Raw genomic sequence first — 24,258 nt, forward strand, 5'->3', positions numbered from 1 at the left:
ACTGATGAGCGTTCCGGATTTCGCTGCGCGGCCTCAACTTTCCGAGGACGTCGCGCGCATCATCCGTGGGCGGATATTCGACGGCGTCTATGCCGCGGGGTCGTATGTTCGGCTGGACCAACTCGCGGCCGAGTTGGGGATCAGTGTCACACCGGTCCGCGAGGCGCTGTTCGCGCTGCGCGCCGAGGGGTTGATCGCCCAGCAGCCCCGCCGTGGCTTCGTGGTGCTGCCGGTGACCGGGCGAGACGTCACCGACGTCGCCAACGTGCAGGCACACGTCGGTGGGGAGCTGGCCGCGCGGGCCGCGGTCAACATCACCCCCGAGCAGCTGCACGAGCTCAAGGAGCTGCAGGCCCAGCTGGAGCAGGCCTATGCCGGCGACGACCACGAGCGCACGGTGCGGCTGAACCACGAGTTTCACCGGGCCATCAATGTGGCCGCGGAGTCGCCGAAGCTGGCTCAGCTGATGTCGCAGATCACCCGGTACGCCCCGGAGTCGGTGTTTCCCTCGATCGAGGGCTGGCCAGCCAGTCGATCAAGGACCATCGGGAGATCCTGGCCGCGCTCGAGATTCACGACGACAAACTTGCCCGCGCGGCGATGTCGGAACACCTGGCCGCCGGGGCGATTCCGCTGATCGATCACCTCGTCGCGCGGGGCGTGGTGACCGAAGACACCGGCACGGCCTAGGCTGCGTTGATCCGCGTGGCGACGACCATCGCTGATGCGAAACCCGCTCGGCGCGAAACGCTTTCGATGCATGCTGCCCGGGAGCGGCACGGCCCCGGCAACGGCGCGGCGCAATGTGGCAATCCGGCTTGTAGCACACTTGGATTGGGCATACGCTGCCAGCAGGGTGGGCAAACGATTGGAGAGAACAAGATGACTCCAACGCTTCGCACATCGGCCCTCTTGGTGGCGGACGCGACAGCCATCGCGTTCGCGGCACCCGCGCATGCCGACCTGCTCGACCCGATCCCCGGCAATGGCGTCTTCGTCGTCGGGCCCGACATCGCACCGGGCCTGTATCACACGGGCGGGTCGGGTTCGGCGTTCGGCGTTTGGATCAACAACGTGCCGACCCAAGACTCGATGTGCTCGTGGTTTACCTACAGCACGCCCGACGCGAACAAGGACCACGTCCTGCAGACCAACACCTCCATCGCTCCGATGTTCGCGAACATCAACACTTCGGTGAAGGCCTTCGAGTCGCTGAACTGTCAACCCTGGACGCGGGTTCCCTAGAGCCCCTCGATCAACATCTCCCGCAGCCGGCGGATGTCGACCTTGGCGGTGCCGCCGCGCGGAAGGGCGTCGTCGGAGTCCAGCAGCAGCCACACCGTCGGCACCTTGAAGGCGCTCAGCACGGTTTTCGCGGAGTCGCGCAATTGCTCGGCGGTCAGCGCGCACCACGGCCGCGCCCACCCGGTCACCCGCGGCGCCGGGCACATTGGTGACGACGGCGTTGTCGATGCCGTCGAGCGTGCGCAGCGCTCGCTCGACCTCGCTGGGGTAGACCGTGGCGCCGCTGACCTTGAACATGTCATCGGATCGCCCGTGGTAGAACAGGAACCCGTCCTCGTCGAGGTGGCCAAGGTCGCCGGTCGGGTAGAAGCCGTCGACGGTGAACAACTCTTCGCGGCTGCGACCGCAGATGCCGCGCATCGTGTGCGGCCCACGAAGCTGGATCTCACCCGCGGTTCCCGCCGCGACGGGCTGCCCGGTGTCGATGTCGACGATGCGGACCTCGATGCCGTCGAACGGTTTTCCGCAGCTGCCCCACGCCGTCTCGGGCATGTCGGTGTCGGCGGGGTAGCCGCAGTACGGTCCGAATGCCTCCGTCATGCCGAACAACGTGGCCCGGGCGCCCGGCCGGGCCCGCCGCTCGGGCGGCAACAGGGCCTCCAGGCTGCCGGGCCGCAGCGCCGAGAGGTCGACACCGGCCGAGCTCGCGTGCCGGGCCAATGCCTCGGCCTGGTCGGGCCAGCCGCGGAACAGGTTGACGCGCTCACGCTCCAGCAGTCGCAGCGTGGTTTCGGGCCGGGGGATCTCCTCGGTCACCAGGGTGGCGCCGGCCAGCAGCGCGGACAGTATTCCGCTGCCGAAACCGCCGACCCAGAAAAACGGCATCGGCAGATACAGCCGGGTGTCGGAGGTGATGCACCGCGCCGCCAGCCCGGACCGGACGGCGCCCAACGCGTTACCGTGCGAGTGCACGACCCCCTTCGGTGTGCCGCTGCTACCGGAGGTGAACATGATGACCAGCGGGTCGGCGGCGGTGACCGTCGCGGTCATGGCGTCGATGATCCGACGCGCGCCCTCGCCGGCCGTCGCGTCGTCGAGCTGGGAGATCGACCAAACCTGGCGTAGCGCAGGAAGTTCGGAACGCGGCACCGCCCGAAGGTCATCGAGATACCGATGGCCCCGAATTCGTCGACGCTCACCAGGAATTGCACGGCTGCGACGCGCAGCTGCGCGACGAGTTCGCGCGCGGCCAGCAAGGTGCTCAACGGAACTAACACCGCGCCGATGCGGGTCAGTGCGATGGCGACCTGGACCCAGCGGGCGCTGTTGGGCATGATCAAACCCACGCGGGTGCCCTTGCCCACACCGGCTTCGACGAACGCCGCGGCCAGTTCGCGTGTGGCCGAATCGAGGTCGCGATAGCTGACCCGGCAGGTGGGATCGATCACCATCGGTGTGTCCCCGTCGTGGTCGGCGCGAAACCGCACCAGGTCGTTGATGGTGTCAGGCATCGAAGAACTTCCGGAGCTGCCGCATGTCGACCTTGCCGCTGGACAGCAGCGGCACGTCCGCGCGTACCAGCGTGACCAACCTCTTGGGGATCTTGTACGCGGACAGTTCGGATCTGAGACGCTCGGTCAGCGTGGCGTCGTCGAGGTCCGCCGCGCCGTCAGGCCGGACCACCACCGCGGCGACGAGTTGCCCGCGCCGGTCGTCGGGCAGGGCGATGACGTACGCCGGCGCGCCGCCGGTGACCTTGGTGATGGCCTTCTCCACCTCGGCCGCCGAGACGTTCGCGCCGGCCGTCTTGATCATCGCGCCCCGGCGGCCGACGAAATAGACGAATCCGTCGGCGTCCGTGCGGACCAAATCGCCGGTGTGCAGCCAACCGTCGGCGTCGAAGCACTCTTCCCGCGCGCTTGTAGTAGCCCTGCATCACATACGGCCCGCGGATGCACAATTCACCGACCTCGCCGAGCGCAACGCTATTCGTCGTGTCGGGCTCGACCACCATCGTCTCGAATCCCGGTGCGGGCTTGCCGAACGAGCCGCGACGCGTTTCGGGTTGGTCGGATTCATCCCCGGAGATCAGCACGACGCTGCCAGCCTCGGTCATGCCATATTGTGCCGCAGCTCCGGGTCGGCCGGTCGCGCGTCGGGGGCCATGATCGGGTACAGGTTGCCCCGCCGCAGCGACGACAGATCCCGGCCGGCGTAGCTGGGGTGGTCGGCCAGGTGTGCGATCCCGGCGGCGAATCCGTTGGTAATGGTCGGCTTTTCGGCTTCCAGCAGGTCGAGTGTGGCCCCGGCGTCAACCGCGTTGGAACACACCAGGGTCGAACCCGCCACCAAGGTGGCCAGCAGGCCGAACGCCAAGCCGCCGATCCAGAAGAACGGCGAATTGCAGAACAGCTTGTCCGCCGCCGTCAAACCGCGAATCGTGTTGAGGTTGCGCTGATGTTCGAGCAACCCGGCATGGGTGTGCACCACGCCTTTGGGAGCGCTGGTGGATCCCGACGTGTAGACGATGGCCAGCGGGTCGCAGCCGCAGACATTGGCCTCCAGCGCCGCCAGCAGTTGCGGGTCGACGGCGCCGGCCCGCCCGTACACCGTCTCGCGGGTGATCGCGACGTGGCGCAGTTGTGGGGTGGCGGGCGAGAACAGCCGAGAATCGAGATCGGTGTCCGCCAGGACTTCGCCCAATCGCTGCACGTAGTCGTGGGAGCGATAAGACGCTGCGGACAACAGGATCTCGACGTCGCTGTCGACCAGCTGCTCGCGCAGCTCACGCGCGGTGACGAACGTCGAGAACGGCACCACCACCGCTCCGATGCGCGCGGCGGCCAGCATCGCGACGACGAAGTCGGTGCCGTTGGGGTAGAGCACGCCGACGTGGGTCCCCTTGCCGGCGCCCAGCGCGATCAGCCCGCGGGCGAGCCGCGCCGATCGGGAGTCGGCTTCGGCGTAGGCGATGCGGTCGGCGTCGCAGACGAGCAGGGGATGGCGATCACGCGATCGGGCTTGATGTCGCAGGACGTCGGCGACGGTGGAATCACCGGCCATGGTCGCGCTGCGCCGCGTCGAAGAAGCGCCGGATCTGGCCCAGGTCGGCCTTGCCGGACGGGGTGCGCGGAATCGTGTCGACGATCGCGATCTCGGTCGGAATCTCGTAGCGGTCCAATCGCGTTCGCAGATACTCCACCAAAGTGTCGGCATCGGTGCCGGGGGAACCGCGCAGCTCCACCATCGCGACCGGCGTCTCGCCCAGGCGGGCGTCGGGTCGGCCGATCACGGCGGCGCCCGCCACCGCGGGGTGGCTCTCCAGGGCAACGCGGACGTCGTCGAGCATCACCTTGAACCCGCCACGGATGATCGCCTGGTCGGCGCGCCCGACGATCCAGAGGAAGCCGTCGGCGTCGATACGCGCCAGGTCCGTGGTCCGCATCCACTGCGTCGACGGGCCGAGTTGACCCGGCTTGACCTCCAGCAGACCGACCTGGTCGGCGCCCAGCGGCGTGCCGGCGTCGTCGACCACCCGCAGCTGGGCGCCGGGGTTGGCCCGCCCCACGCTACCGCGTTTGGTGCTCCAGTGGGCCTGGTAGTCGGCCAGTGTCCAACCCGCCACGCCGCCGCCAAATTCCGTTGCCGCATAAGACGTTAGAACGGATATACCATACTTTTCGGTGAACGCGTCGGCATCGTCGGCCGACAGTGGTGCGGTGCTGCAGGTGACGGCGCGGATGCTGTCCAGGTCGGCCCGCGACAGGTCCGAGTGCAACACCGTCCGTAACGCGGCCGGCACCAGCGATACCGCCCGGGGGCGGTGCGTTCGCACCGCCTGTGCCCACGCGTTGAGCTCGAAGCGTTCCAACAACACGAACGGTCTCGCCTCGGTGAAGCATTGCAGCACCCGGAAGACGCCGCCGATGTGCACCAGCGGCGAGTTCACGATCGCCACACCGCGTCGCAGCTGCTGCGGCGGTGGCGCGTTTTCGGGGTCGGGGCCCAGCACACTGCGCGCCAGCATGTCGTAGCTGAGGTCGATTCGCTTGGGCGGTCCCGTCGTTCCGCTGGTCAGCATTCGCACCGCGATTTCTGTTGCGGCGGTGGGTCCGTCGTGACTGCGTGCCGACTCGCCGGGGTCGTCGAGGCTCCCGGAGATCGGCAGGGTCGGTGTGCCGGGAGCGACCAGCGTGGCCAGGTCGTCGGCCTCGCCGACCACCAGGGACAGTTGCAGCGCGGCGATGTCGGACCGGGTGCGCGCGTCGCCGCGGAACGGATTGATGGTGACCACGGTCCCGCCGCCCAGCAGCACGCCCAGGAACGCCGCCACCTGGCCGGGCCGGTTGCGCAGCAACATTCCGATCGCGGGGTTGCCGCCGTGTTCGGCCGTCACCGAGGCCATGTCCAAGTGGCGTCGGCGATCCGGCCCTACGACAGCCAGCGGCCACGGTACTCGATCGCGCCTGCGCCCGGCTGCAGCTCCAGCACCGCGGCGATGCGTCGACTCAGCGGATGATGGCCCATCAGCGGATCTTTGGTTCGGCGCCCTTGCGGTCGGCGTCCCGCTGTGCCGCCAGTTCGGCGGTGCCCAGCGGGTTGCCCAGCCGGGTGTAGATCAGGCCCTGCTCCAGAGCGGCGCGGTAGGGCTTGTCAAGCGACTCCCAGATCGCCTTCACGGTGCCCTGCGTCGCCGACGGCGGCTTGGCCGCGATCGCCGCCGCGATCTCGTGAGCACGCCCGGCCAGCTGGTCGGTTGCCACCACTTCGGAGACCAACCCGATCCGCAACGCGGTGTCGGCACTGACGCGTTCGTCGTTGCCCATCAACGCGATACGCAACGTTTCGCCCAGTCCGATGCGGCGCATCAGGCCGATCGGCTCCAGGGCGCAGACCAGGCCGGCCGACACGTGCGAGTCGAAAAACGTCGTGTCTTGCGAGCAGATGACCACGTCGGACTCGTTGAGGAAGTAGAACGCACCCGCGGTGCACATACCCTGAACGGCGCACACCACCGGCTTGAACATCTTCTGCCACTTGGGGCTAAGCAATTCGCCGGGATTTTCGTGATTCCATACGTTTTCGGGTTGCCCGTACGGCGTCTTGATGTCCAACCCGGCGCTGAAGGCCCGGCTGCCGGCCGCCCGCAACACCACCGCATGTACCGACTCGTCGAGCTTGACGATGCGCCAGGCTTCGGCCATCTCCTCACACATCGTGCGGTTGAACGCATTGAGTTGATCGGGCCGATTCAGCGTGATGGTGGCGACATGGTCGCCCCCGTCGATGTCGAGGAGGATGGTTTCGAAGCGCGGAGTACTCACCGGCACTGCCAATTCGGTTTGCGCTTCTCCACAAAGGCTTTGGGCCCTTCGGCGGCGTCCTCGGTGCGCAGCACCCGCTCGCGGAAGGTTTCGGCCATGATCTCGGCTTCGTGCAGCGGAACGTTCAAACCCTTCAGGATCGCCAACCGGGTACCTCGAACCGCCAGCGGCGCATTGGAGTCGACGATGTCGGCGATCTCACGGGCACGGTCCAACAGGCTGTCGTGCTCGACGACCTCACTGATCAACCCGAGTTCGTAGGCCCGCTGTGCGCTCATCCGTTCGTGTTTGCCCATCAACGCCATTCGCAGGGGGGATCGAACGGGGCAGCACCCGGGAGATCCGCACCAATTCGCGGCCGGCCACCAGCCCGATGCTGACGTGCGGGTCGAAAAACGTCGCCTGCTCGGATGCGATGACGATGTCAGTCGTGGTGACCCAATCCATGCCTGCGCCACAACATATTCCGTTGACGGCGGTGATCACCGGCTTGGCCATCGTGCGAAACGGGGGAGTGCCTTCCTGGGGAGCTTCCCACTGGTCGTAGGTCAACAGATACGGCCGCTCGTAGATCACCTTGCCGTCTTTGGGAATTTCCCTGACGTCGGCACCGGCACAGAACGCGCGGCCGGTGCCGGTGACGATCGTCAGCCAGACGTTGTCGTCGTTTTCGGCTTCGTCGTAGGCCGCGCGCAGCTCGGTGATCATGTGTGGGCTCAGCGCGTTGAGCGCCTCGGGCCGGTTCAGGGTGATGGTGGCGGTATGCCCGTCGACCTCGTAGTTGATCGTGTCGAACGAGTCAGCAGGCATCCGTGTTCCCTTCATACTGGTGTGACCGAGAGCTTAGCTCAGCGGCCGTCGAATGTCGGCTCGCGTCGTTGCCGAAAGGCTTCCAGGCCTTCTTTGAAATCGTTTGTCCGACAAGACAGTTCCAAGTTGAACAGCTCCTGTGTCATCGATTGGCTCAGCGACGCGTGCTGGCCGTAGTGCAGGGCTTCCTTGGCCAGTCCGAGCGCCACGGTTGGCCCGCCGGCCAGCCTCGCCAGCAGCCGCTCCACGCTGTCGTCGAGTTCGGCAGCGCCGGCGGCCTGGTGGATCAGACCCCAGTCGCCCGCGTCGGACCCACTCACTTTCTCGCTGAGCAGCAGCATGCGCCGGGCCCGCGCCACTCCGACCAATCGCGGGAGCAGCCAGCTAGGACCCGAGTCCGGGCTGAATCCGCGCTCGATGAACGGCTGCCAGAACACGGCGTCGTCGGCAGCCATGGTGAAGTCGGCGGCCAGCGCGAGATTGCAGTCCATCCCCACCGCCCAGCCCCGCACGGTGCAGACCACCGGCAGCTGGATGGTTTGCACGAGCTCGATCAGCCGGTGGGCGGCGTGTGGAATCCGGCGCACCAGATCGCCGGTACGCGGGCGCGCTGCGGTGGCGCTGTTGGTGGCGACCCAGTCGGCACCCGCGCAGAAGTCGTCGCCGGCACCGCGCAGGTGGATCGCGCGCAACGCGTCGTCGGTGGCGGCCTCGGTGAGCGCGCGGACCAATGTCTCGATCATCAAGTGGGTCAACGAATTACGCCGCTGTGGGCGATCGAGGGTGAGCCGTAGGACCGCACCATCTCGGCGTGCTGTCACCGACCCCTCGGCGTCGGCCGCATCGGCGTCGTGACTCACCGTCGGATTCGGCTTTCCTCAGCGATACGGTTACCCATACAGTAGGCAATACAATTGATACGCTGTATAAGCTATCAAGGAAACGCTGCCGACGGAACAACCGGGTCAATGCCCGGTGAAAGAGGGTCGCATGCCTGAGGGGACACCGGTGCGCGCGGACGACGCGAAGTTCGGCGAGATGTCCCTTGCGCAAACCGTGGCGGCCGCCGGTGCGATGAGGCGGCTGAGTTCGCTGCTGCTGTCCCTGGAACATCCGCATCCGACCGTGGATGCGATGCTGGTGAAGTTCGGCGAATGGGAACGCGAGCTTGCGTGCGCGGCGCCGCGGGACAGCGCGCCCCGGATCGGCGAAGCGGACGACGATCCGCGCCGGGTTTATCTCAACCACGCCACCGACATCGGTGCCTACAACCCGTGCTTCCCCGAGTACTCCTTCGACTACCTCGACGCCGACAAGGCCGAAGGCCGGGTCGTGTTCCCACTCGTCTACGAAGGACCGCCGGGTTTGGTGCACGGCGGCTTTCTGTCGGTGTTCTTCGACTGCGTCATCCAGCATCACAGTTGCGTCATGGGGCTGTCCGGCAAGACGCGCTCACTGAACGTCGCTTTCCGGCGGCCCACACCGTTGCTGACCGAGCTGAGCTTCGACATCGTCCGCTCGCAAGTCGAGCACGGCATCGCGTCGACGGCGCGGCTGCTGCTCGGCGGCGAAGTGCTGTGCGTCGGCGAGGTGAACACCCTGGCGTCGCAGCCGGACAAGCTGACCGGATACCGATTCGGCAGACGGCGAAAGGAATCGGCGACATGACCGGCTCGAACGACGATCGGGTGCTCTTCGAGGTCGACCCCGGCAAGAGAATCGCGACGATCACGCTGAACAATCCCAAGCAGCGCAACTCCTATGACGCCGCCATGCGCGAGGCCGTCGGCCGCTGCCTGGACCGGGTGGCCGAAGACGACGATCTGACGGTGGTGCTGCTGCGCGGGGCCGAGGGAGTGTTCTCCACCGGGGCCGACATGAACAATGCATACGGCTGGTATGGCGACAAGAACCAGTCGTCCGATGCGGCCAAGCGGCGGCCCAGTCAGCGTCGGCGACTTACGTTGGACCGCAAGCCATTTGGCTTCTACCACAATTTCATGGGCTTTCCGAAGGTGACGGTCGGGGAGATCTCCGGCTACGTTTTGAGCGGTGGCTTCGAAATGGCACTGATGACCGACATCTCGGTGATCGCACGCGACACGAAGATCGGCATGCCGGCGACGCGGTTTTTGGGGCCCGCGCTGGGCAGCCTGCACATGTTCTTTCACCGGCTCGGGCCGGTGCTGGCCCGGCGCCTGCTGTTGACGGGCGATGTCATTCAAGCCGGCGAGGTCGAGCATCTCGGAATCTTCACCGACACATGCGATCCCGGCGCGGTGACCGCCTGCGCTCGGTACTGGGCCGAGAAGGCGGCGAAGATGCCCGCCGACGGCGTCGTCATCGCCAAGGAGGCGTTCCGCCTCGTCGAGCAGAGCCAGGCGTACAACGGCGAGGAGGTAGCGAGCTATCTGTTCCACGCCTACGGCACCAACCTGCAGTTCGGGCCGGACGAGCTCAACTTCGTCAAAACCCGCGCCAGCACGGCACCAAGGAAGCGTTCCGGTTACGCGACGAGCACTTCCATGTGCCGGAACCCGAAGCGTAGCAACCGGATTCGCTACTAACGGTGCGCGGTCGTCTTGGGCCGCGAAAAGGACTTGGCCGCCTTGCGCGGCCGAGACGGCGTCGACTTGGCGGATTTCGAGCCCTCGTCGATCAATCGGCTGGCGTGGTCGAGGATGCAGGTGAGACCGTACTCGAAATTGGTTTCGTCCGGCGCCCCGATCCGGTGACCGATCCGGCTCACCCGGGCCAGCAGCGGAGTCTTGTCGGGGTCGATGGCAACGGCATCCTCGATGGTGCGCGGACCGACGTCGGAGGACTGGTTCTTTTCGTAGAGTCGCTGCAGCACCACCGAGCCGCGGACGTGCACCGAAACCGCCGAGTAGGTGTCGAAGGCGTCTTCGGGCGTGAGGCCGGCCTCGACCAGATTGGAGATCGCCTTCTCCATCTCCAGGGCGCCCAGTCGGGCTGCCTTCGGGCTCAGTGCCGCCCGAATCAGAATCAGGTCGCACAGAATTGGGTTGCCCATGAACGTCTTACGCATCGACCGCGCGTGGTTGCGCAGGGTTTCCCGCCAATCGCTGGCCTCCACGTAGGGCGTGGCGAACACATACTTGCTCAAGGCGCGGTCGGTCATCGCGTTGAGCAAGTCGTCCCTCTTGCGGAAATACCAGTAGATGCTGGTAACACCGACACCGAGGTGTTTGCCGAGCAGCGGCATGCTCAGATTGTCGATCGACACCTGCTCCGCGAGTTCGAATGCGCCGCTGATGATGTCGTCGGGGTTGATGGACCCACGTTCGCGTCGTTGACGCTTATCGGCGGTTGCCTGCTTTGCCACTACGGGCACCTCCATCAAAAATGTATCCTGCGCGTACGGTCTGCAACGGTGCCACCGATTGAACCAAATCTACTCGCAGGTCCGCTCCCACCTGCGTATATGTTCCCGTGTCGCCATTGGGGTATGACCGTCAATCGGGCTCTCGTACGCTTTTCCATCTGCTACTATAATACCTATCGTAGGCTTTTTGGTATATGAGGCTGGACGGGCAAAGATGACTGGACGCACGCCATTGGCTGACCCACCGTGTGAGGCGCGGATATCGCCATATGGATCTAGGCCTTCGGAATGCGACAGCGGTGGTTGTCGGCGGTAGCCGCGGCATGGGTTTGGCAGCGTCGCGCTGCCTCGCCGAGGTCGGTGCCCGGGTGGCGCTGGTCGGCCGAACTCAAGCCGCCCTCGACAGCGCGGTGGCCGACCTCACCGATCGCGGCAGCCCGGATGCCGTGGGATTCGCGGTCGACATCGGTGACGTGGCGGCGGTCGACAACCTGGTCGCCGAAATTTCGGGCCGATGGAACGGCGAACTCAACGTGCTCGTCAACACTGTCGGGCCGGGAGCGCCGGGCAGCTTTGAAAACCTGACCGACGAACAGTGGCGTGAGGCCGTCGAAGACGGTGTGCTGGGGATGGTGCGCTGCGTGCGGTCGGCGCTGCCGCTGCTGCGCAAGGCCGAGTGAGCGCGCCTCGTCAACTTCTCGGCGCATTCGACGCAGCGCCAGAGCATCATGCTGCCGGCCTACACCGCCGCCAAGTCGATGCTGACCAGCGTCTCGAAGAACCTGTCCTTGTTGCTGGCCAAAGACGAGATCCTGGTCAACGTGGTGTCACCGGGCAGCATCGCGTCTGAGTCGCTCGTCGGCTGGGCCAACTCGGTCGGTGTCGACGGCAGCGACCCCTACCGGCTGATGGAGGCCGCATACCGCAAGCTCGGCCTCATCAACTAGGTGCTAGATCCCTTGTGTCACAAGCCTATGCGACGGCCCGGCCACCGAAATGGTGACCGGGCCTAGCGCACGTGACGCGTCGACTAGTTCTGTTCGGTGCGCTGGCGTGCCTGGTGAACTTCCGCTTCGGCGCGAGCCTTGTCGGCTTGGGCTTCTTTCTTGGCGGCGTTGCGCAGCGCTTCTGCCTTGTCCTGCTGCGCCTGACCCTCGGTGATCCAGTCGTTGCGACCCGCGACCGTACCGACTACTTCCTTGGCCTTGCCGACCACGTCTTCCATGACGCCCCTGATGACGTCAACCATTGGCGATTCCCTCCTCCTGCCTAGTGGGTGCCACCCTTTCCTCTTCCCGGCCGCCCGAGGCCGGAAAACACGATGGCAACGTGGCGCTCGCCACAGCTGTCAGTGGGCCAGCCCCTCAACAGTGGCCGCTGAATTCGCGGTCACTGGCACGTTTTCTGCGGTCGCGGGCGCCGTCGCGGAGTCCGTCTGCGCAGGCTCATCGCTGTTGCGTCGCCGTCGCGCCCACCAGACCAGCACGATCAGTACACCCAACGGTCCCAGCGCGACCAGGAATTGCGTTCCCGCCCACGCCGCCTCAATCTAGAGCATCGCCGACCGCGCCTGTTTGAGGCGATGCACCACCGCTTTCACCTGCGATTTCACGACTGATCCCCTTAGCTGCCAGAAATTGAAGTCCTGGGTGTCGGTAACCCGGCGAGTCGCCATCCCAAACAATGTTCGCCTTCGTTGCCGAAGATTTCGCTTCGCCGTTGCCGACACGGGCCGGGCCTTTCACGGTCACCGGCAGCACGGTTGCGCATCGTGAAATTCGCTGTTCGATGCCCGTTCGCAGGGCCGCGAGCGCGGTTGTGGAATGCAGTACCGATAGGTATACAGTATGGGTACAAAGCCCACCGAAATCCGTAGTCGACGCAGCAGGAGGTGCCACGCAAAATGTCCGGCAGCGACGGTGCCGCCAACACCGACGATGCGGTGCTCTACGAGGCTACCGACAGCGGCGTCGCGATCCTGACGTTCAACCGGGCGGACCGCCTCAATGCGTGGGGTCCCGACATCGCGGCGGGGTTCTACGCCGGCATCGACCGTGCCGAAGCCGACCCCGCCATCCGGGTGATCGTGCTGACCGGCCGGGGCAGGGGCTTCTGCGCCGGCGCCTACCTGGGCGCGCCGGGCGCGGCGGCCCAGGTCGGTGAGTCGATGGAGAAGGCGAGCCAGACGAACCTGGCCGACCTGGTTGGCGAGCGGCCACCGCACTTCGTGACCACGCTGCGCAAGCCGGTCATCGCCGCGGTCAACGGCGCGTGCGTTGGGATCGGTCTGACCCAGGCGCTGATGTGCGACGTCCGGTTCGCCGCGGCCGGCGCCAAATTCGGCGCGGTGTTCTCGCGTCGCGGCCTGATCGCCGAATTCGGGATCTCCTGGATCCTGCCACGGCTGACCAGCATGGGAGTCACCCTGGATCTGCTGCTAAGCGGCCGCACGTTTCTCGCCGAGGAGGCCGCCGAGCTGGGTCTGGTCAAAGAGGTTGTGGCGGCCGACGACCTGATGAAGCGTGTCCTGGAATACGCCGAGGACATGGCTGCCAACTGCTCGCCCGCCTCGATGGCAGTGATCAAGCGTCAGGTCTACGGCGACATCACCCGCGGTGTCGTGGACGCCAACGACCGCTCGGAAGTCCTGGTGCGCGAGGCGATGTCACGGCCGGACGTCATCGAAGGGATCACCAGCTTCCTCGAGAAGCGGCCCCCGCAGTTCCTTCACTCAGCTCAACCGACGCGTAGCGCCCGGAAAGGAAGATCATGAACAGTTTGAGATACAAGGCGATTGACGTCGACAACCACTACTACGAACCGCTGGACGCGTTCACCCGGTACCTGGACAAGCCGTTCAAGACCCGCGGCGTGCAGATGGTCACCCAGGGCAAGCGAACCTTGGCCGTGATCGGGGGACGGGTGAACCACTTCGTGCCCAACCCCACCTTGGGCCCGATCATCGTGCCGGGCTGCTTAGACCTGTTGTTCCGCGGTGAGATCCCCGAGGGCGTCGACCCGGCGTCGCTGATGAAGGTCGAGCGGCTGGCCGAACACCCCGAGTACCAGAACCGCGACGCCCGCATCGCCGTGATGGACACCCAGGACATCGACACCGTCTTCATGCTGCCGACGTTCGGCTGCGGGGTCGAGGAGGCCCTCAAGCACGACATCGAGGCGACGATGGCCTCGGTGCACGCCTTCAACCTCTGGCTCGACGAGGACTGGGGATTCGACCGTCCGGATCACCGCATCATCTCCGCGCCGATCATCTCGCTGGCCGACCCGGCCAAGGCACTCGAAGAGGTCGACTTCGTGTTGGCGCGCGGCGCCAAGCTGGTGCTGGTGCGGCCGGCGCCCGGCTTGGTCAAGCCGCGGTCGCTGGGGCATCCCAGCCACGACCCGGTGTGGGCACGGCTGGCCGAGGCGGGGGTGCCGGTGGGATTCCACCTGTCCGACAGCGGTTATCTGCACATCGCGGCGGCGTGGGGCGGTAAGGCGACGTTCGAAGGGTTCGGCGCCAAGGACCCGTTGGACAACGTGCTGCTCGATGACCGGGCGATCCACGACACGATGGCCTCGATGATCGTGCACGGCGTGTTCACCCGCCACCTCAAACTCAAGGCAGTCAGCATCGAAAACGGTTCGTATTTCGTGCATCGGCTGATCAAGCGCCTGAAGAAGGCGGCCAACACCCAACCGCGCGACTTCCCCGAGGATCCGGTGGAGCAGCTGCGCAACAACGTCTGGATCGCCCCGTACTACGAGGACGACCTGCCGGAGCTGGCCGAGGTGATCGGCGTGGACAACATCTTGTTCGGCTCCGACTGGCCGCACGGCGAAGGTCTCGGGTCACCGGTTTCGTTCGCCGAGGAACTCACCGCCTTCAGCGAATCGGACGTCCGAAAGATTATGCGCGACAATGCGTTAGATCTTCTCGGCGTCAAAGCCACGGTGGCGGCCTAGGCGGCCTGGGCAGTGAGTGAATGGACCGTCGGGGCGGTGCTCGACGCGATCGCCGACGTCATCCCCGACCGTTTGATGACGGTCTGTGGAACCCGTCGCAGCACCTTCGCCGAGTCGGCAGACCGAACGAGTCGATTGGCGAACTTCTTGATCGCCACCGGCTTCGGGGCGCATCGCGAACGGCACACGCTGAACCGCTGGGAGTGCGGTCAGGACCGGGTCGCGTTGCTGATGTACAACGACCTGTACCCGGACGCGGTGATCGCGTGCCTGAAAGCCCGCGTGGTCCCGGTCAACGTGAACTATAGCTACTCGCCGCTCGAGATCGCCGACCTGCTCCGCTATGTCCGGCCGCGCGGCATCATCTACCATCGATCGCTCGGCGCGCGGTGCGCCGAGGTGCTGCCGTCGGACGGTGCCGAGCTGCTGATCTCGATCGACGACGGCAGCGACGTCGCCGAACTGCCGGGCGCGGTGACGCTGGATAACGCACTGGCGCAGGGGGGTTCGGGCAATCCGGTTCCCGGATCGCCCGACGATCTGATCATGATGTGCACCGGCGGGACCACCGGCCGTCCCAAGGGGGTGCTGTGGCGCCAATCCGACATGTATGTGGCGTCGATGGTCGGGGCCGACCACGCCGGCGTCGACGAGATCCATGCCAAGGTGCGCAACGGGGGCCAGCCGTGGTTCGCGGTCTCTCCGCTGATGCACGCGGCCGGCATGTGGACCGCCTTCGCGGCGATCATGAGCGGGTTCACCGCGGTGCTCTATGACGGCCGGGGCAAACTCGACGCGCGCGCGGTATGGCAGACCGCCGAGCGCGAAGGAGTCGGCATGATGACGATGGTCGGCGACGCGTACGCCGGACCGCTGGTCGCCGAGTTGCTCCTACGACCTGTCGCGCTGAACGGAATCGGCACCGGCGGGGCCGCGACGAATCCGAAGTTCAAGCAGGCGCTGATGGAAAAGCTGCCACAGGTCACCATCATCGACGGCTACGGTTCGTCGGAATCCGGAAACATGGGATTCGGGCACAGCCAACGCGGCACGCAGAGCGAGACCTTCGTGCTCCGCGAGGGCGGAGCGGTGGTGTCCGAGGACCGCACCCGTTTCCTGGCGCCCGGCGATCCCGAAATCGGTTGGGTGGCAAGAAGTGGCCGGATTCCGCTGGGCTACTTCGACGACGCCGAGGCCACCCAGCGCACCTTCCCGGAAATCGACGGCACGCGGGTGGTGATCCCCGGGGACCGGGCGAGCATCGAAGCGGACGGCACGCTGCGCCTGTACGGACGCGACTCGCTGGTGGTCAACACCGGTGGGGAATAAGGTCTTCGTCGAAGAGGTCGAGGAAGTGCTGCGCACCCATCCCAGCGTCGCCGACGCGTTGGTCGTCGGGCGGGCCAGCGAGCGGTGGGGCCAGGAAGTCGTCGCGCTGGTCGCGGTGGCGCCCGGCGCCGGCGTCGTCGAAGAGTCCGAGCTCGCCGCGCTGTGCAAGTCGCGGCTGGCCCACTTCAAGGCACCCAAGGCCGTCTTGTTCGTCGAGCAGGTGCAGCGCCTGGGCAACGGCAAGCCGAACTACCGATGGGCCAAACAGGTTGCTGCAGAACAACTGCCGGCTACCGCATTGGCAGGTGTCGATGCAGAAGGACCCGCATGAACGACAAAGCGATCGACTGCCTGATCAACGTGCACTTCGGCGAGGCCGACTCCCAGCCCACCTGGATGCTCAAGGTCCGTGACGACTACTTCAAGGGCCCGCAGTCGATGTTCGCGCCGGTCGACCTGTCCGAGCTGCTCGACGAGATGGACACTCACGGGGTGCAGAAGGCGGTCTTGATGGACAACCTCGCCAGCCCGTCGACCACCGCACGAAAGTTCGTCGAGGCCAAGCCGGAGCGCTTCGCGCTGGCCATGGGTGGGGTCAACCTACTGCGGCCGGTGGGGCCGCTGCGCGAGCTGACCGCGGTCGTGCGCGATCTGCCGGTCGCCTATGCCGTGGTGGGACCCAGTTTTTGGGGTGACGGCCAGTATCCGCCCAGCGATGCCGTCTACTACCCGCTCTACGCCAAGTGCGCGGAACCGGGGCGTGCCGCTGTGCGTCAACACCGGCATTCCGGGCCCGCCGATCCCCGGAGAGGTGCAGAACCCCATCCACCTCGACCGGGTGTGCGTGCGCTTCCTAGAGCTCAAGCTGTGCATAATCCACGGCGCCGACCCGTGGTGGGACGTCGCGATCCGGCTGCTGCTCAAGTATGAAAACCTGCGTCTGATGACGTCGGCCTGGTCGCCCAAGCGGCTGCCGGAAAGCCTGCTGCACTACATGCGCACCCGCGGACCGAACAAGGTCATCTACGCGTCCGACTGGCCGGTCCTGCGGATGCACTGGGTGATCCCGGAAGCCCGCGCGCTGGACCTGCCCGCCGAGGTGCTGGACAACTACCTGTACAACAACGCACAGGCGTTTTTCTTCGGACAGGAGCGATGACCATGGACCGCTACGAACTACGCAGGTTGGACTACAGCCTGTCCGACCATCACGTGGATCTGCAGAGCGCGTACAAGCAATTCTTCAAGACGCACTGCTCCATCGAAACTGTGCGTGCGGCGGAGCCCTCCGGGTTCGACAAGAACCTCTGGGAGCGGTTGTGCGCGACGGGCGCGACCACGATGGCGCTGCCCGAGTCCAGCGGTGGCGACGGCGCGACGCTGGTCGACCTCACGCTGGTCGCCGAGGAGATCGGGCGGTCGCTGGCGCCGGTGCCGTGGATCGACCATGTGTGCGCGGCGCGGCTGCTGGGCCGGCTGGAGGCGCGGGGCGCCGACACCGCCGGGGTCGCCGACGGCGAACAGCTGGCCGGCATCGACGCGCGGATCGACGCCGCACCGGGCCCGCGGCTGATCCCGACCGGGTCGATCGCCGACCACATCATCGTCCGCGACGGCGACGAGGTCGTGCGCCTGAGGTTTCCAACCCGGCCCGCCAAGGTCGACAACCTGGGCCGGTTGCCGATGGCCTGGGTCGATCCGGCCAACGCCGACACCCGCACGGTCATCGCGCGGGGACCCGAAGCGCTGGCGAATTACCTACTCGCGCTGGACGAGTGGCGGCTGTTGACTGCGGCGGCCCTGGTGGGCCTGGTCGAAGAGACCATGACCATCGCCGCCGAGTTCGCCAAGACCCGTTACACATTGGGCGTTCCAATCTCGACGCTGCAGGCCATTTCGCATCCGCTGGCCAACATGGCGATCACCGTGCAGGGCGGACGCAACCTGGCCCGGCGGGCGGCCTGGTTCCTGGACAACGAACCGGGCGAACGCGACGAACTCGCGCCGTCGGCGTTCGTGTTCATGACCGAGGAGGCGGCCAAGGCGGCCACCATGGCCGTGCACATCCAAGGCGGACTTGGTGTTTCGTCCGAAGCCGCGGCGACGGCGTACCTGGTGCGGGCCCGGGGCTGGCCGCTGGCGGCCGGGGATCCGGGTGCCACGGCCAAGCGGGTCGCCGAGATCGTGACCGCCCGCGAGAGCGCCGCAGCGGCCGTCTAGGACAGGAGCAAACATGGACTTCTCCCGGATGGAGCTCTCGGACGAGGACGAGGCGTTTCGCGAGGAATTGCGAAGTTTCCTGAAAACCCATGTGACCGAGGAAGTTCTGCGGTGCGACCGCGAGACCGGTGACAACTTCGACGAGGGCGTGCATCTGCCCCTCGGCGCCGCGGGCTATCTGGCAAAGGAATGGAAGCCGGAATCCGAGGGTGGATTCAGTCGCGTGCGCCGGCGCATCTACGAGCTGGAGAAGCGCCGTGCTCACGTGCCGTGGGTGACCTGGGGGACGACCGCCATGGTGGCCCGGTCGGTCGCGAAATTCGGCTCGCCCGAGCTCTGCGACGAGGTCATGCCGCGGGTCTTCACCGGCGAGGTGAGGCTCTGCCTCGGTTACACCGAGCCCGAGGGTGGTTCCGACATCGCCACCTGCAAAACCCGCGCGGTGCGCGACGGTGAGGGCTGGGTGATCAACGGCTCGAAGATGTTCACCACCGGCGCGCACAACTGCCAGTACGTATTCCTGATCACCAACACCGCCCCGGATGCGCCAAAGCACAAGAGCCTGACCATGTTTCTGGTGCCGCTGGACTCCCCGGGAATCGAGATCCAGGGCATCCGCACCGTGGACGGCGACCGGACCAACATCGTCTACTGCAGCGATGTCCGCGTCGAAGACAAGTACGGGCTGGGTGATGTGAACGCGGGCTGGACGGTGTTGCGCGAGCCGCTCAACACCGAGCACGGCGCGGTCGCGGCCGCGCCCGACGGCTTGCAGGACACCTCGATCATGATGCACCAGGCCGGTTCGATGGCCACCGCCGTCGACCACGCGGTGACGGCCGTAACGCGCCCCGATTCCCACGGGCGCAAGCTCGTCGACGACGAGTCGGTCGCCTATCGGTTGGGCCGCTGCGTGGCCCGGCTGGAGGCGGTGTTGTCCTCTCTCAACATCTACGGGCGGGTCGCCATCGGCCAGACGATGCGCGACATCTCCCCGGACCTGATGGACATCCACGGCGCGGCGTCGGCGCTGCTGTTCGGGACCGACGGGGCCGCCGATGACGGCAGCGCCGAATACGTCTACCGGTTCGCGCCTTTGGTCGGCATCTACGGCGGCACCCTGGAGGTGTTCCGCAGCATGATCGGGCAGTACACGCTCGGCCTGGGCAAGCCCAACTACTCACCGCCGGTCAAGAAGGTCTCCTGACCCCTCGCAGAGCGAGAACTCGCAGTTACGCCACTTTCGAAATACCCCCCCGGGGGATGATGGCATATATTGGCGGGTGACAGGTAAGGGGACTGTGATGGTTGGTGACGAAGACAGCATTGCTGCCGTACTGAACCGGTTGCGCCGTGCGCAGGGCCAGCTGGCCGGTGTCATTTCGATGATCGAGCAGGGCCGTGATTGCAAGGACGTGGTCACGCAGCTCGCCGCGGTGTCGCGCGCGCTGGATCGCGCCGGATTCAAGATCGTCGCCACCGGCATGCGCGAATGCACGACCGGGAAAGGGGCGAAGGGAAAAAAGCCGTTGACCGAAGACGAGCTTGAGAAGCTCTTCCTGGCGCTGGCCTGACCCTGCCCACTGGTGCCAGTCGATGATCCGAGGCCGCTGGTGCGGTGGCTGATTACATTGCGGCACAAAGAAGCCGGCCTGTGACTCGGCAATTAGCAGCAGCCCCGGCAGCGTTGCCGTAAGGGTTCGGGTGGTCGGCGCTGGGCCGCTTCTCACCATCGCGCTGGCCCAGCTGTGGCATGTCTTCAACATGCGTGGCCGTCGCAGCTCATTGGTGCGCAACGCTGTGACACGCGACCGGTTCGTCTGGTACTCGCTAGCGCTGTGTCTGGTGTTGATCGTCGCGGCAGTCAGTATTCCGGTGCTGGCTTCGGTGCTGCAGGTGGTACCGATCGGCGTCGAAGGGTGGACGCTGGCCATCGGGTGCAGCCTGTTGCCCCTCTTGGCGGGACAGGCGTGGCTTGGGGCCGACTGCCGCCGAGAGTCACACGGGTCGTAGCGGGCGATCTATTCCGCAGAATCTTTGCAACACTTGAGAACCGAGCGCAGGACGGCAACGATCAGCAGCCCGTCGGGCGATTAGTCGGGTGACGGACGCTTCGCCGCAACTCGGCATAACCTATACCAGGTACGGTATAGGCCGAGGTCGATTGGCGCGACGAGGGGGCCCGCATGTCACCGGTCTGGTGGCGTTATCACCTCGGAGAAGGGACCGAACGGAGCGCGCAGCACGCAGTCGTGGCCGCCGGGCGTCGATCGGCACCGCGCACGATGTGCGAGATGTTGCCGAAAGCCATTTGGGCGCGGGCCAAACGGCCCTGTTCAGTTTGCAGGCCGGGCGCGAAACTGACGACATGAGTGGCTAAAGGAAGTACACCGATGTTGACCGTTCTCAAACGAACCTGGGTGCTGATCGTGGTGGCGGTGGCAGTTGCTTTTGGTGGTGTCGCCGTGGATCGACTGCGCGGCGTTTTCGGCTCAGATGCGATATTCGCGGCAACCGGCAGCAGTGCCGACCCGCTCGAGCCGTTACACATCAAGCGGGTGACATACGAGGTCTATGGGCCCGGCGACACAGCAGGCAGGGTGAGCTACTTGAACACGGACACGAGGTCGGAACAGGCGAACTTCACCGGCTTGCCCTGGACTTTCACGATGATCACGACGGTGCCGACCGTGATCGCCAACGTGGTGGCACAGGGCGATAGCGACCGCATCGGGTGCCGCATCATCGTCAACGACGAGGTCAAGGACGAAAGAACTACGGAGGGTCACCACGCCCAAATTGCTTGCCTGGTGAAGGCCGCATGAGCAACGACGCCCGCCCGAAATTCATGCGGTTTGTCCGCACGTTCGCGGTGCCGATCCTGGTGGCATGGCTGCTGGTGACCGTCGCTTTGAACGTGCTTGTGCCGCTGGTAGAGTCGGTGGTGCGTAACCATGCAGTGACGATGTCGCCCCAAGATGCGCCCGCGATGATTGCCGCGAAGCGGATCGGCGCCCTGTTCCACGAGTCGGACTCCGACAGCACCGCGATGATCGTTCTTGAGAGCGATAAGCCGCTAGGCGAAGAATCCCACCGTTATTACGACGGCTTGGTGAAAAAGTTGAAGGACGACCCGACGCACGTGCAGCATGTCCAGAACGTCTGGGGAGATCCGCTCACCGCCGCTGGCGTGCAGAGCCGAGACGGCAAAGCCGCCTACGCGCAACTCAATCTGGCTGGTGACCAGGGCAGCACCGTGGGCAACGAGTCCGTCGCAGCGGTGCGCGAGATCGTTGGCAAATCAGCACCGCCGATCGGGCTCAAGGTTCACGTGACCGGACCGGCACCGCTGACGACAGACATGAATGAGGCTGCTGACAAGAGCATGCTCAAAATGATGGGCGTGACGGGCGTGGTCATTATGATCATGCTCTTTATCGCCTATCGTTCCGTCAGCACCGTGCTTCTGGTTCTTGACATGGTCGGTTTCGAGATGGGTACGGCCAGAGGCCTCATCGCGCTGCTCGGCAACTACGCCTTTCATATCATTTTGGGCTCGGGATTGACGATCGCCGGGGCGACCTTCTGCCTGCACTTGGCAAGGCTGTCCTATTTCAAGGCGCTGGGCATTCCATCGGCCCTGGGATTGCTTGTCGTGGTCGCGGGAGCGCTGACCGCAGCGCCGGCCGTGGTGGCGGTGGCCACTCGATTCGGCTTACTAGACCCGAGGCAGATGATCAAGACCCGTGGGTGGCGGCGCATCGGCACCGCAAGCGTGCGCTGGCCCGGCGCGGTCTTTGCGGCCTCGCTGGTGATCGCGATCGTCGGCATCCTGATCATGCCGAGCATGAAGGTCAGCTACAACGATCGCTTCTACATACCCCGCAACCTGCCGTTGAACGTCGGATACACCGCTGCAGAGGGCCATTTCAGCGCCGCCACCATGAATCCCGACATTCTCCTGATCGAGAGCGACCACGACATGCGCAATTCCGGCGACATGATCATCCTGGACAGGCTGGCCAAGGATGTCTTCCGAGCCCCGGGAATCAAGATGGTGCAAAGCATTACCCGCCCGTTGGGCGGGCCGATCGAGCATACGTCTATACCGTTCCAGATCAGTGCGCAGTCGATCCCGATCCAGCAGAACCTGCAATTCATGCAGGACCGTACGGCCGACATGCTCAAGATGAGCGACGACCTCGGTGCCATGATCGGCGCGATGCAGCGGATGCAGGGCCTGTTGGGCCAGATGAGCAGCACCACACATCACATGGTCGGTGACATGCGTGATATGAAAGCGACTCTGGACGAGATGCGGGACCACCTGGCGGACTTCGACGATTTCGCGAGGCCGTTCCGCAGCTATTTGTATTGGGAACAACACTGTTTCAACATTCCGGTGTGTTGGGCTTCGAGGTCGGTGTTTGAGGCGATCGACGGTGTGGACAAATTCAGCGACAACATGAGCACGTTGATCAAGGACATCGACAACGCCGATGCGCTCATGCCGCAAATGCTGGCGCAGTTCCCGCCGATCATTGCCGTCGCCAAATCGATGCAGGCGACGTTGCTCACCATGCACAGCAGCTTCTCGAATCTGGTCACCCAGATGGCCCAGATGACGGACACGGCGAGCGCGATGGGCCAGGCGTTTGACGCCTCGCGCAGTAGCGACTACTTCTACCTGCCGCCGGAAGCGTTCCAAAATCCGGACTTTCAGCGCGGCCTGAAACTTTTCCTGTCGCCGGACGGCAAGGCGGCCCGGTTCATAATCACCCATGACACGGACCCGGCCACTCCGGCAGGCATATCCGCGGTCAAACCCGAACTGGCCGCCGCGCATCAAGCGGTGAAGGGCACCGCCCTGACCGACGCGAAGTTCTACCTAGCCGGCACGGCGGCAATCTACCGCGACATCCAGTCGGGCTCGCAGTACGACCTGTTGATAGTCGGGATTGCCGCTCTGACACTAATTTTCGTGGTGATGGTGATTATCACCAGGGCCCTGGTGGCGTCCCTGGTGATCGTCGGTACGGTGCTGCTGTCCCTGGGGGCCGCCTTCGGGCTTTCGGTGTTGGTGTGGCAGCATCTGTTCGGACTGGATTTGAACTGGATCGCACCCGTGTTCGGGTTGATCATCCTGCTCGCCGTCGGCTCGGACTACAACCTGCTGTTGGTGTCGCGCTTCCAGGAGGAGATCGGAGCGGGGCTGAAGACCGGTATCGTTCGCTCGATGGGCGAAACCGGTGGCGTCGTCACCGCGGCCGGCCTGGTCTTTGCCTTCACCATGATGTCGATGGCCGCCAGCGATCTACGCTCAATTGGCCAGGGCGGCACCACGATTGGCCTCGGCCTGCTGTTCGACACCTTGGTCGTGCGCTCGTTGATGACGCCGTCGATCGCCGCGCTGCTCGGCCGCTGGTTCTGGTGGCCGCTTAGAGTGCGACCACGCCCGGCCAGCCAAATGTTGCGGCCTTTCGGACCGCGGCGAATGGTTCGTTCTCTTCTACTGGGCGAGGATGCCGATGCGGCGACGCTCTATCGGTCAACACCCAACGGGCAAGGGTCCAGTCACGCTCACGCGACATATTAAGCGGCGGCTGCCACCGCGTCGGCCACTGGCAAGGGGAAGGTGGCGATCTCGGCGCCCGAGGTAGCGCTGGCGGTGAATACTTCTGGGTTGGCCGGCAGTGTAACGATCCCCATGCGTTCGTAGGGCCGATGGACTCTACCGCCAGGGGTGTAGCTGCTGCATCGTTCTAACCATGGCTGAATCATCCGAACCGGGATCCGAAACGAGCACCGGTGTCGAACAACCGCGCCGCGTAGAAAAATATGACCGGCCGACTCGGCTCGGTCAAACTGCGGCGTGGGTGGGCATCGTAGCCGGCATAGTATTCGTGGTAGCCGTGATCTTCTTTTCTGGGGTCCTGATCGGCCGGTCCGCTGAGGGCGTTGGCTGGCGACACGGTGATGACTGGCCCGACGGAGCCGCCGGCAAGGCAGGAACATGCC

At 65.4% G+C, this 24,258-nt stretch carries 16 protein-coding genes and 9 pseudogenes; 15 read left to right on the top strand and 10 right to left on the bottom strand.

What is annotated here, in order from left to right; translation table 11 throughout:
* Positions 1-4: 4 nt before the first annotated feature.
* A pseudogene (locus tag T428_RS25115) lies at positions 5-690 on the top strand (GntR family transcriptional regulator).
* Between the two features lie 192 nt (positions 691-882).
* Positions 883-1,245, top strand: a complete 363-nt coding sequence (locus tag T428_RS0102350) for an Rv1352/Rv1906c domain-containing protein (RefSeq protein WP_025735213.1) — start codon at positions 883-885, stop codon at positions 1,243-1,245.
* Here the strand turns inward: T428_RS0102350 and T428_RS25120 are convergent.
* From T428_RS25120 to T428_RS0102390, 7 genes and pseudogenes are all read right to left on the bottom strand, one after another.
* A pseudogene (locus T428_RS25120) lies at positions 1,242-2,756 on the bottom strand (class I adenylate-forming enzyme family protein). The gene T428_RS0102350 and the pseudogene T428_RS25120 sit on opposite strands and share 4 nt — an antisense overlap.
* The gene (locus tag T428_RS35900) at positions 2,749-3,114 is read right to left on the bottom strand and encodes an AMP-binding enzyme (protein ID WP_425411973.1); all 366 of its coding nucleotides are present in this window, start codon (positions 3,112-3,114) and stop codon (positions 2,749-2,751) included. Before T428_RS35900 ends, T428_RS25120 begins: the two are co-directional and overlap by 8 nt.
* Positions 3,115-3,226: 112 nt before the next feature.
* A pseudogene (locus tag T428_RS35610) lies at positions 3,227-4,308 on the bottom strand (class I adenylate-forming enzyme family protein); the annotation flags it as partial.
* Positions 4,298-5,772, bottom strand: a pseudogene (locus tag T428_RS25130) (AMP-binding protein). The pseudogenes T428_RS35610 and T428_RS25130, both read right to left, overlap by 11 nt.
* Positions 5,772-6,575, bottom strand: a complete 804-nt coding sequence (locus T428_RS0102380; protein ID WP_025735217.1) for an enoyl-CoA hydratase/isomerase family protein — start codon at positions 6,573-6,575, stop codon at positions 5,772-5,774. The pseudogene T428_RS25130 and the gene T428_RS0102380 overlap by 1 nt, the downstream one beginning before the upstream one ends.
* A pseudogene (locus T428_RS25135) lies at positions 6,566-7,379 on the bottom strand (enoyl-CoA hydratase/isomerase family protein). Before T428_RS25135 ends, T428_RS0102380 begins: the two are co-directional and overlap by 10 nt.
* A gap of 38 nt (positions 7,380-7,417) precedes the next feature.
* Positions 7,418-8,239, bottom strand: a complete 822-nt coding sequence (locus T428_RS0102390; protein ID WP_025735218.1) for an enoyl-CoA hydratase/isomerase family protein — start codon at positions 8,237-8,239, stop codon at positions 7,418-7,420.
* Positions 8,240-8,369: 130 nt separating this feature from the next.
* Between T428_RS0102390 and T428_RS0102395 the strand changes: the two genes are divergently transcribed.
* Both T428_RS0102395 and T428_RS25140 read left to right on the top strand, forming a co-directional pair.
* Positions 8,370-9,047 carry a hotdog family protein gene (locus T428_RS0102395; protein WP_025735219.1) on the top strand — a complete coding sequence of 226 codons (678 nt, stop codon included), beginning with the start codon at positions 8,370-8,372 and terminating at the stop codon, positions 9,045-9,047.
* Positions 9,044-9,927 (top strand): annotated as a pseudogene (locus T428_RS25140) (enoyl-CoA hydratase/isomerase family protein). The gene T428_RS0102395 and the pseudogene T428_RS25140 overlap by 4 nt, the downstream one beginning before the upstream one ends.
* A gap of 15 nt (positions 9,928-9,942) precedes the next feature.
* Here T428_RS25140 and T428_RS0102405 read toward each other — a convergent pair.
* Entirely contained in the window at positions 9,943-10,740 is a 798-nt protein-coding gene (locus tag T428_RS0102405; protein ID WP_036466829.1) for a TetR/AcrR family transcriptional regulator, read from the bottom strand.
* 254 nt (positions 10,741-10,994) lie between these two features.
* Between T428_RS0102405 and T428_RS25145 the strand changes: the two are divergent.
* A pseudogene (locus T428_RS25145) lies at positions 10,995-11,660 on the top strand (SDR family NAD(P)-dependent oxidoreductase); the annotation flags it as partial.
* Positions 11,661-11,755: 95 nt separating this feature from the next.
* Here T428_RS25145 and mbp1 read toward each other — a convergent pair.
* Positions 11,756-11,974, bottom strand: coding sequence for a microaggregate-binding protein 1 (mbp1, locus tag T428_RS0102415; protein WP_025735221.1), 219 nt, complete (start codon positions 11,972-11,974; stop codon positions 11,756-11,758).
* Between the two features lie 295 nt (positions 11,975-12,269).
* A complete protein-coding gene (locus tag T428_RS32515) occupies positions 12,270-12,485 on the bottom strand; it encodes a hypothetical protein (protein ID WP_156942820.1) in 216 nt (71 codons plus the stop codon).
* 143 nt (positions 12,486-12,628) lie between these two features.
* Here T428_RS32515 and T428_RS0102420 point away from each other — a divergent pair, with 143 nt between their 5' ends.
* The 10 genes and pseudogenes from T428_RS0102420 to T428_RS0102465 all read left to right on the top strand — a co-directional run bounded on the left by T428_RS0102420 (position 12,629) and on the right by T428_RS0102465 (position 23,836).
* On the top strand, positions 12,629-13,498 hold the full coding sequence (locus T428_RS0102420) for an enoyl-CoA hydratase (protein WP_025735222.1): 870 nt from the start codon (positions 12,629-12,631) through the stop codon (positions 13,496-13,498).
* Entirely contained in the window at positions 13,495-14,691 is a 1,197-nt protein-coding gene (locus T428_RS0102425; RefSeq protein ID WP_025735223.1) for an amidohydrolase family protein, read from the top strand. The genes T428_RS0102420 and T428_RS0102425 overlap by 4 nt, the downstream gene beginning before the upstream one ends.
* Before the next feature lie 12 nt (positions 14,692-14,703).
* Positions 14,704-16,351, top strand: a pseudogene (locus tag T428_RS25150) (acyl-CoA synthetase).
* Positions 16,348-17,179: pseudogene (locus T428_RS25155) on the top strand (amidohydrolase family protein). Before T428_RS25150 ends, T428_RS25155 begins: the two co-directional pseudogenes overlap by 4 nt.
* A 2-nt stretch (positions 17,180-17,181) precedes the next feature.
* Entirely contained in the window at positions 17,182-18,240 is a 1,059-nt protein-coding gene (locus T428_RS0102440; RefSeq protein WP_025735224.1) for an acyl-CoA dehydrogenase family protein, read from the top strand.
* Positions 18,241-18,253: 13 nt separating this feature from the next.
* The gene (locus tag T428_RS0102445; RefSeq protein ID WP_025735225.1) at positions 18,254-19,447 is read left to right on the top strand and encodes an acyl-CoA dehydrogenase family protein; all 1,194 of its coding nucleotides are present in this window, start codon (positions 18,254-18,256) and stop codon (positions 19,445-19,447) included.
* Between the two features lie 97 nt (positions 19,448-19,544).
* Positions 19,545-19,814: a metal-sensitive transcriptional regulator gene (locus T428_RS0102450; protein ID WP_025735226.1), complete on the top strand. Its 270-nt coding sequence runs from the start codon at positions 19,545-19,547 to the stop codon at positions 19,812-19,814.
* A gap of 130 nt (positions 19,815-19,944) precedes the next feature.
* Positions 19,945-20,253, top strand: a complete 309-nt coding sequence (locus tag T428_RS0102455) for a cation transporting ATPase C-terminal domain-containing protein (RefSeq protein WP_025735227.1) — start codon at positions 19,945-19,947, stop codon at positions 20,251-20,253.
* 380 nt (positions 20,254-20,633) lie between these two features.
* On the top strand, positions 20,634-21,065 hold the full coding sequence (locus tag T428_RS0102460; RefSeq protein WP_025735228.1) for an MmpS family transport accessory protein: 432 nt from the start codon (positions 20,634-20,636) through the stop codon (positions 21,063-21,065).
* The gene (locus tag T428_RS0102465) at positions 21,062-23,836 is read left to right on the top strand and encodes an MMPL/RND family transporter (RefSeq protein WP_025735229.1); all 2,775 of its coding nucleotides are present in this window, start codon (positions 21,062-21,064) and stop codon (positions 23,834-23,836) included. The genes T428_RS0102460 and T428_RS0102465 overlap by 4 nt, the downstream gene beginning before the upstream one ends.
* The last annotated feature ends 422 nt before the right edge of the window (positions 23,837-24,258 follow it).

Source organism: Mycobacterium genavense ATCC 51234, assembly GCF_000526915.1.
In the GTDB taxonomy this organism is placed as follows: domain Bacteria; phylum Actinomycetota; class Actinomycetes; order Mycobacteriales; family Mycobacteriaceae; genus Mycobacterium; species Mycobacterium genavense.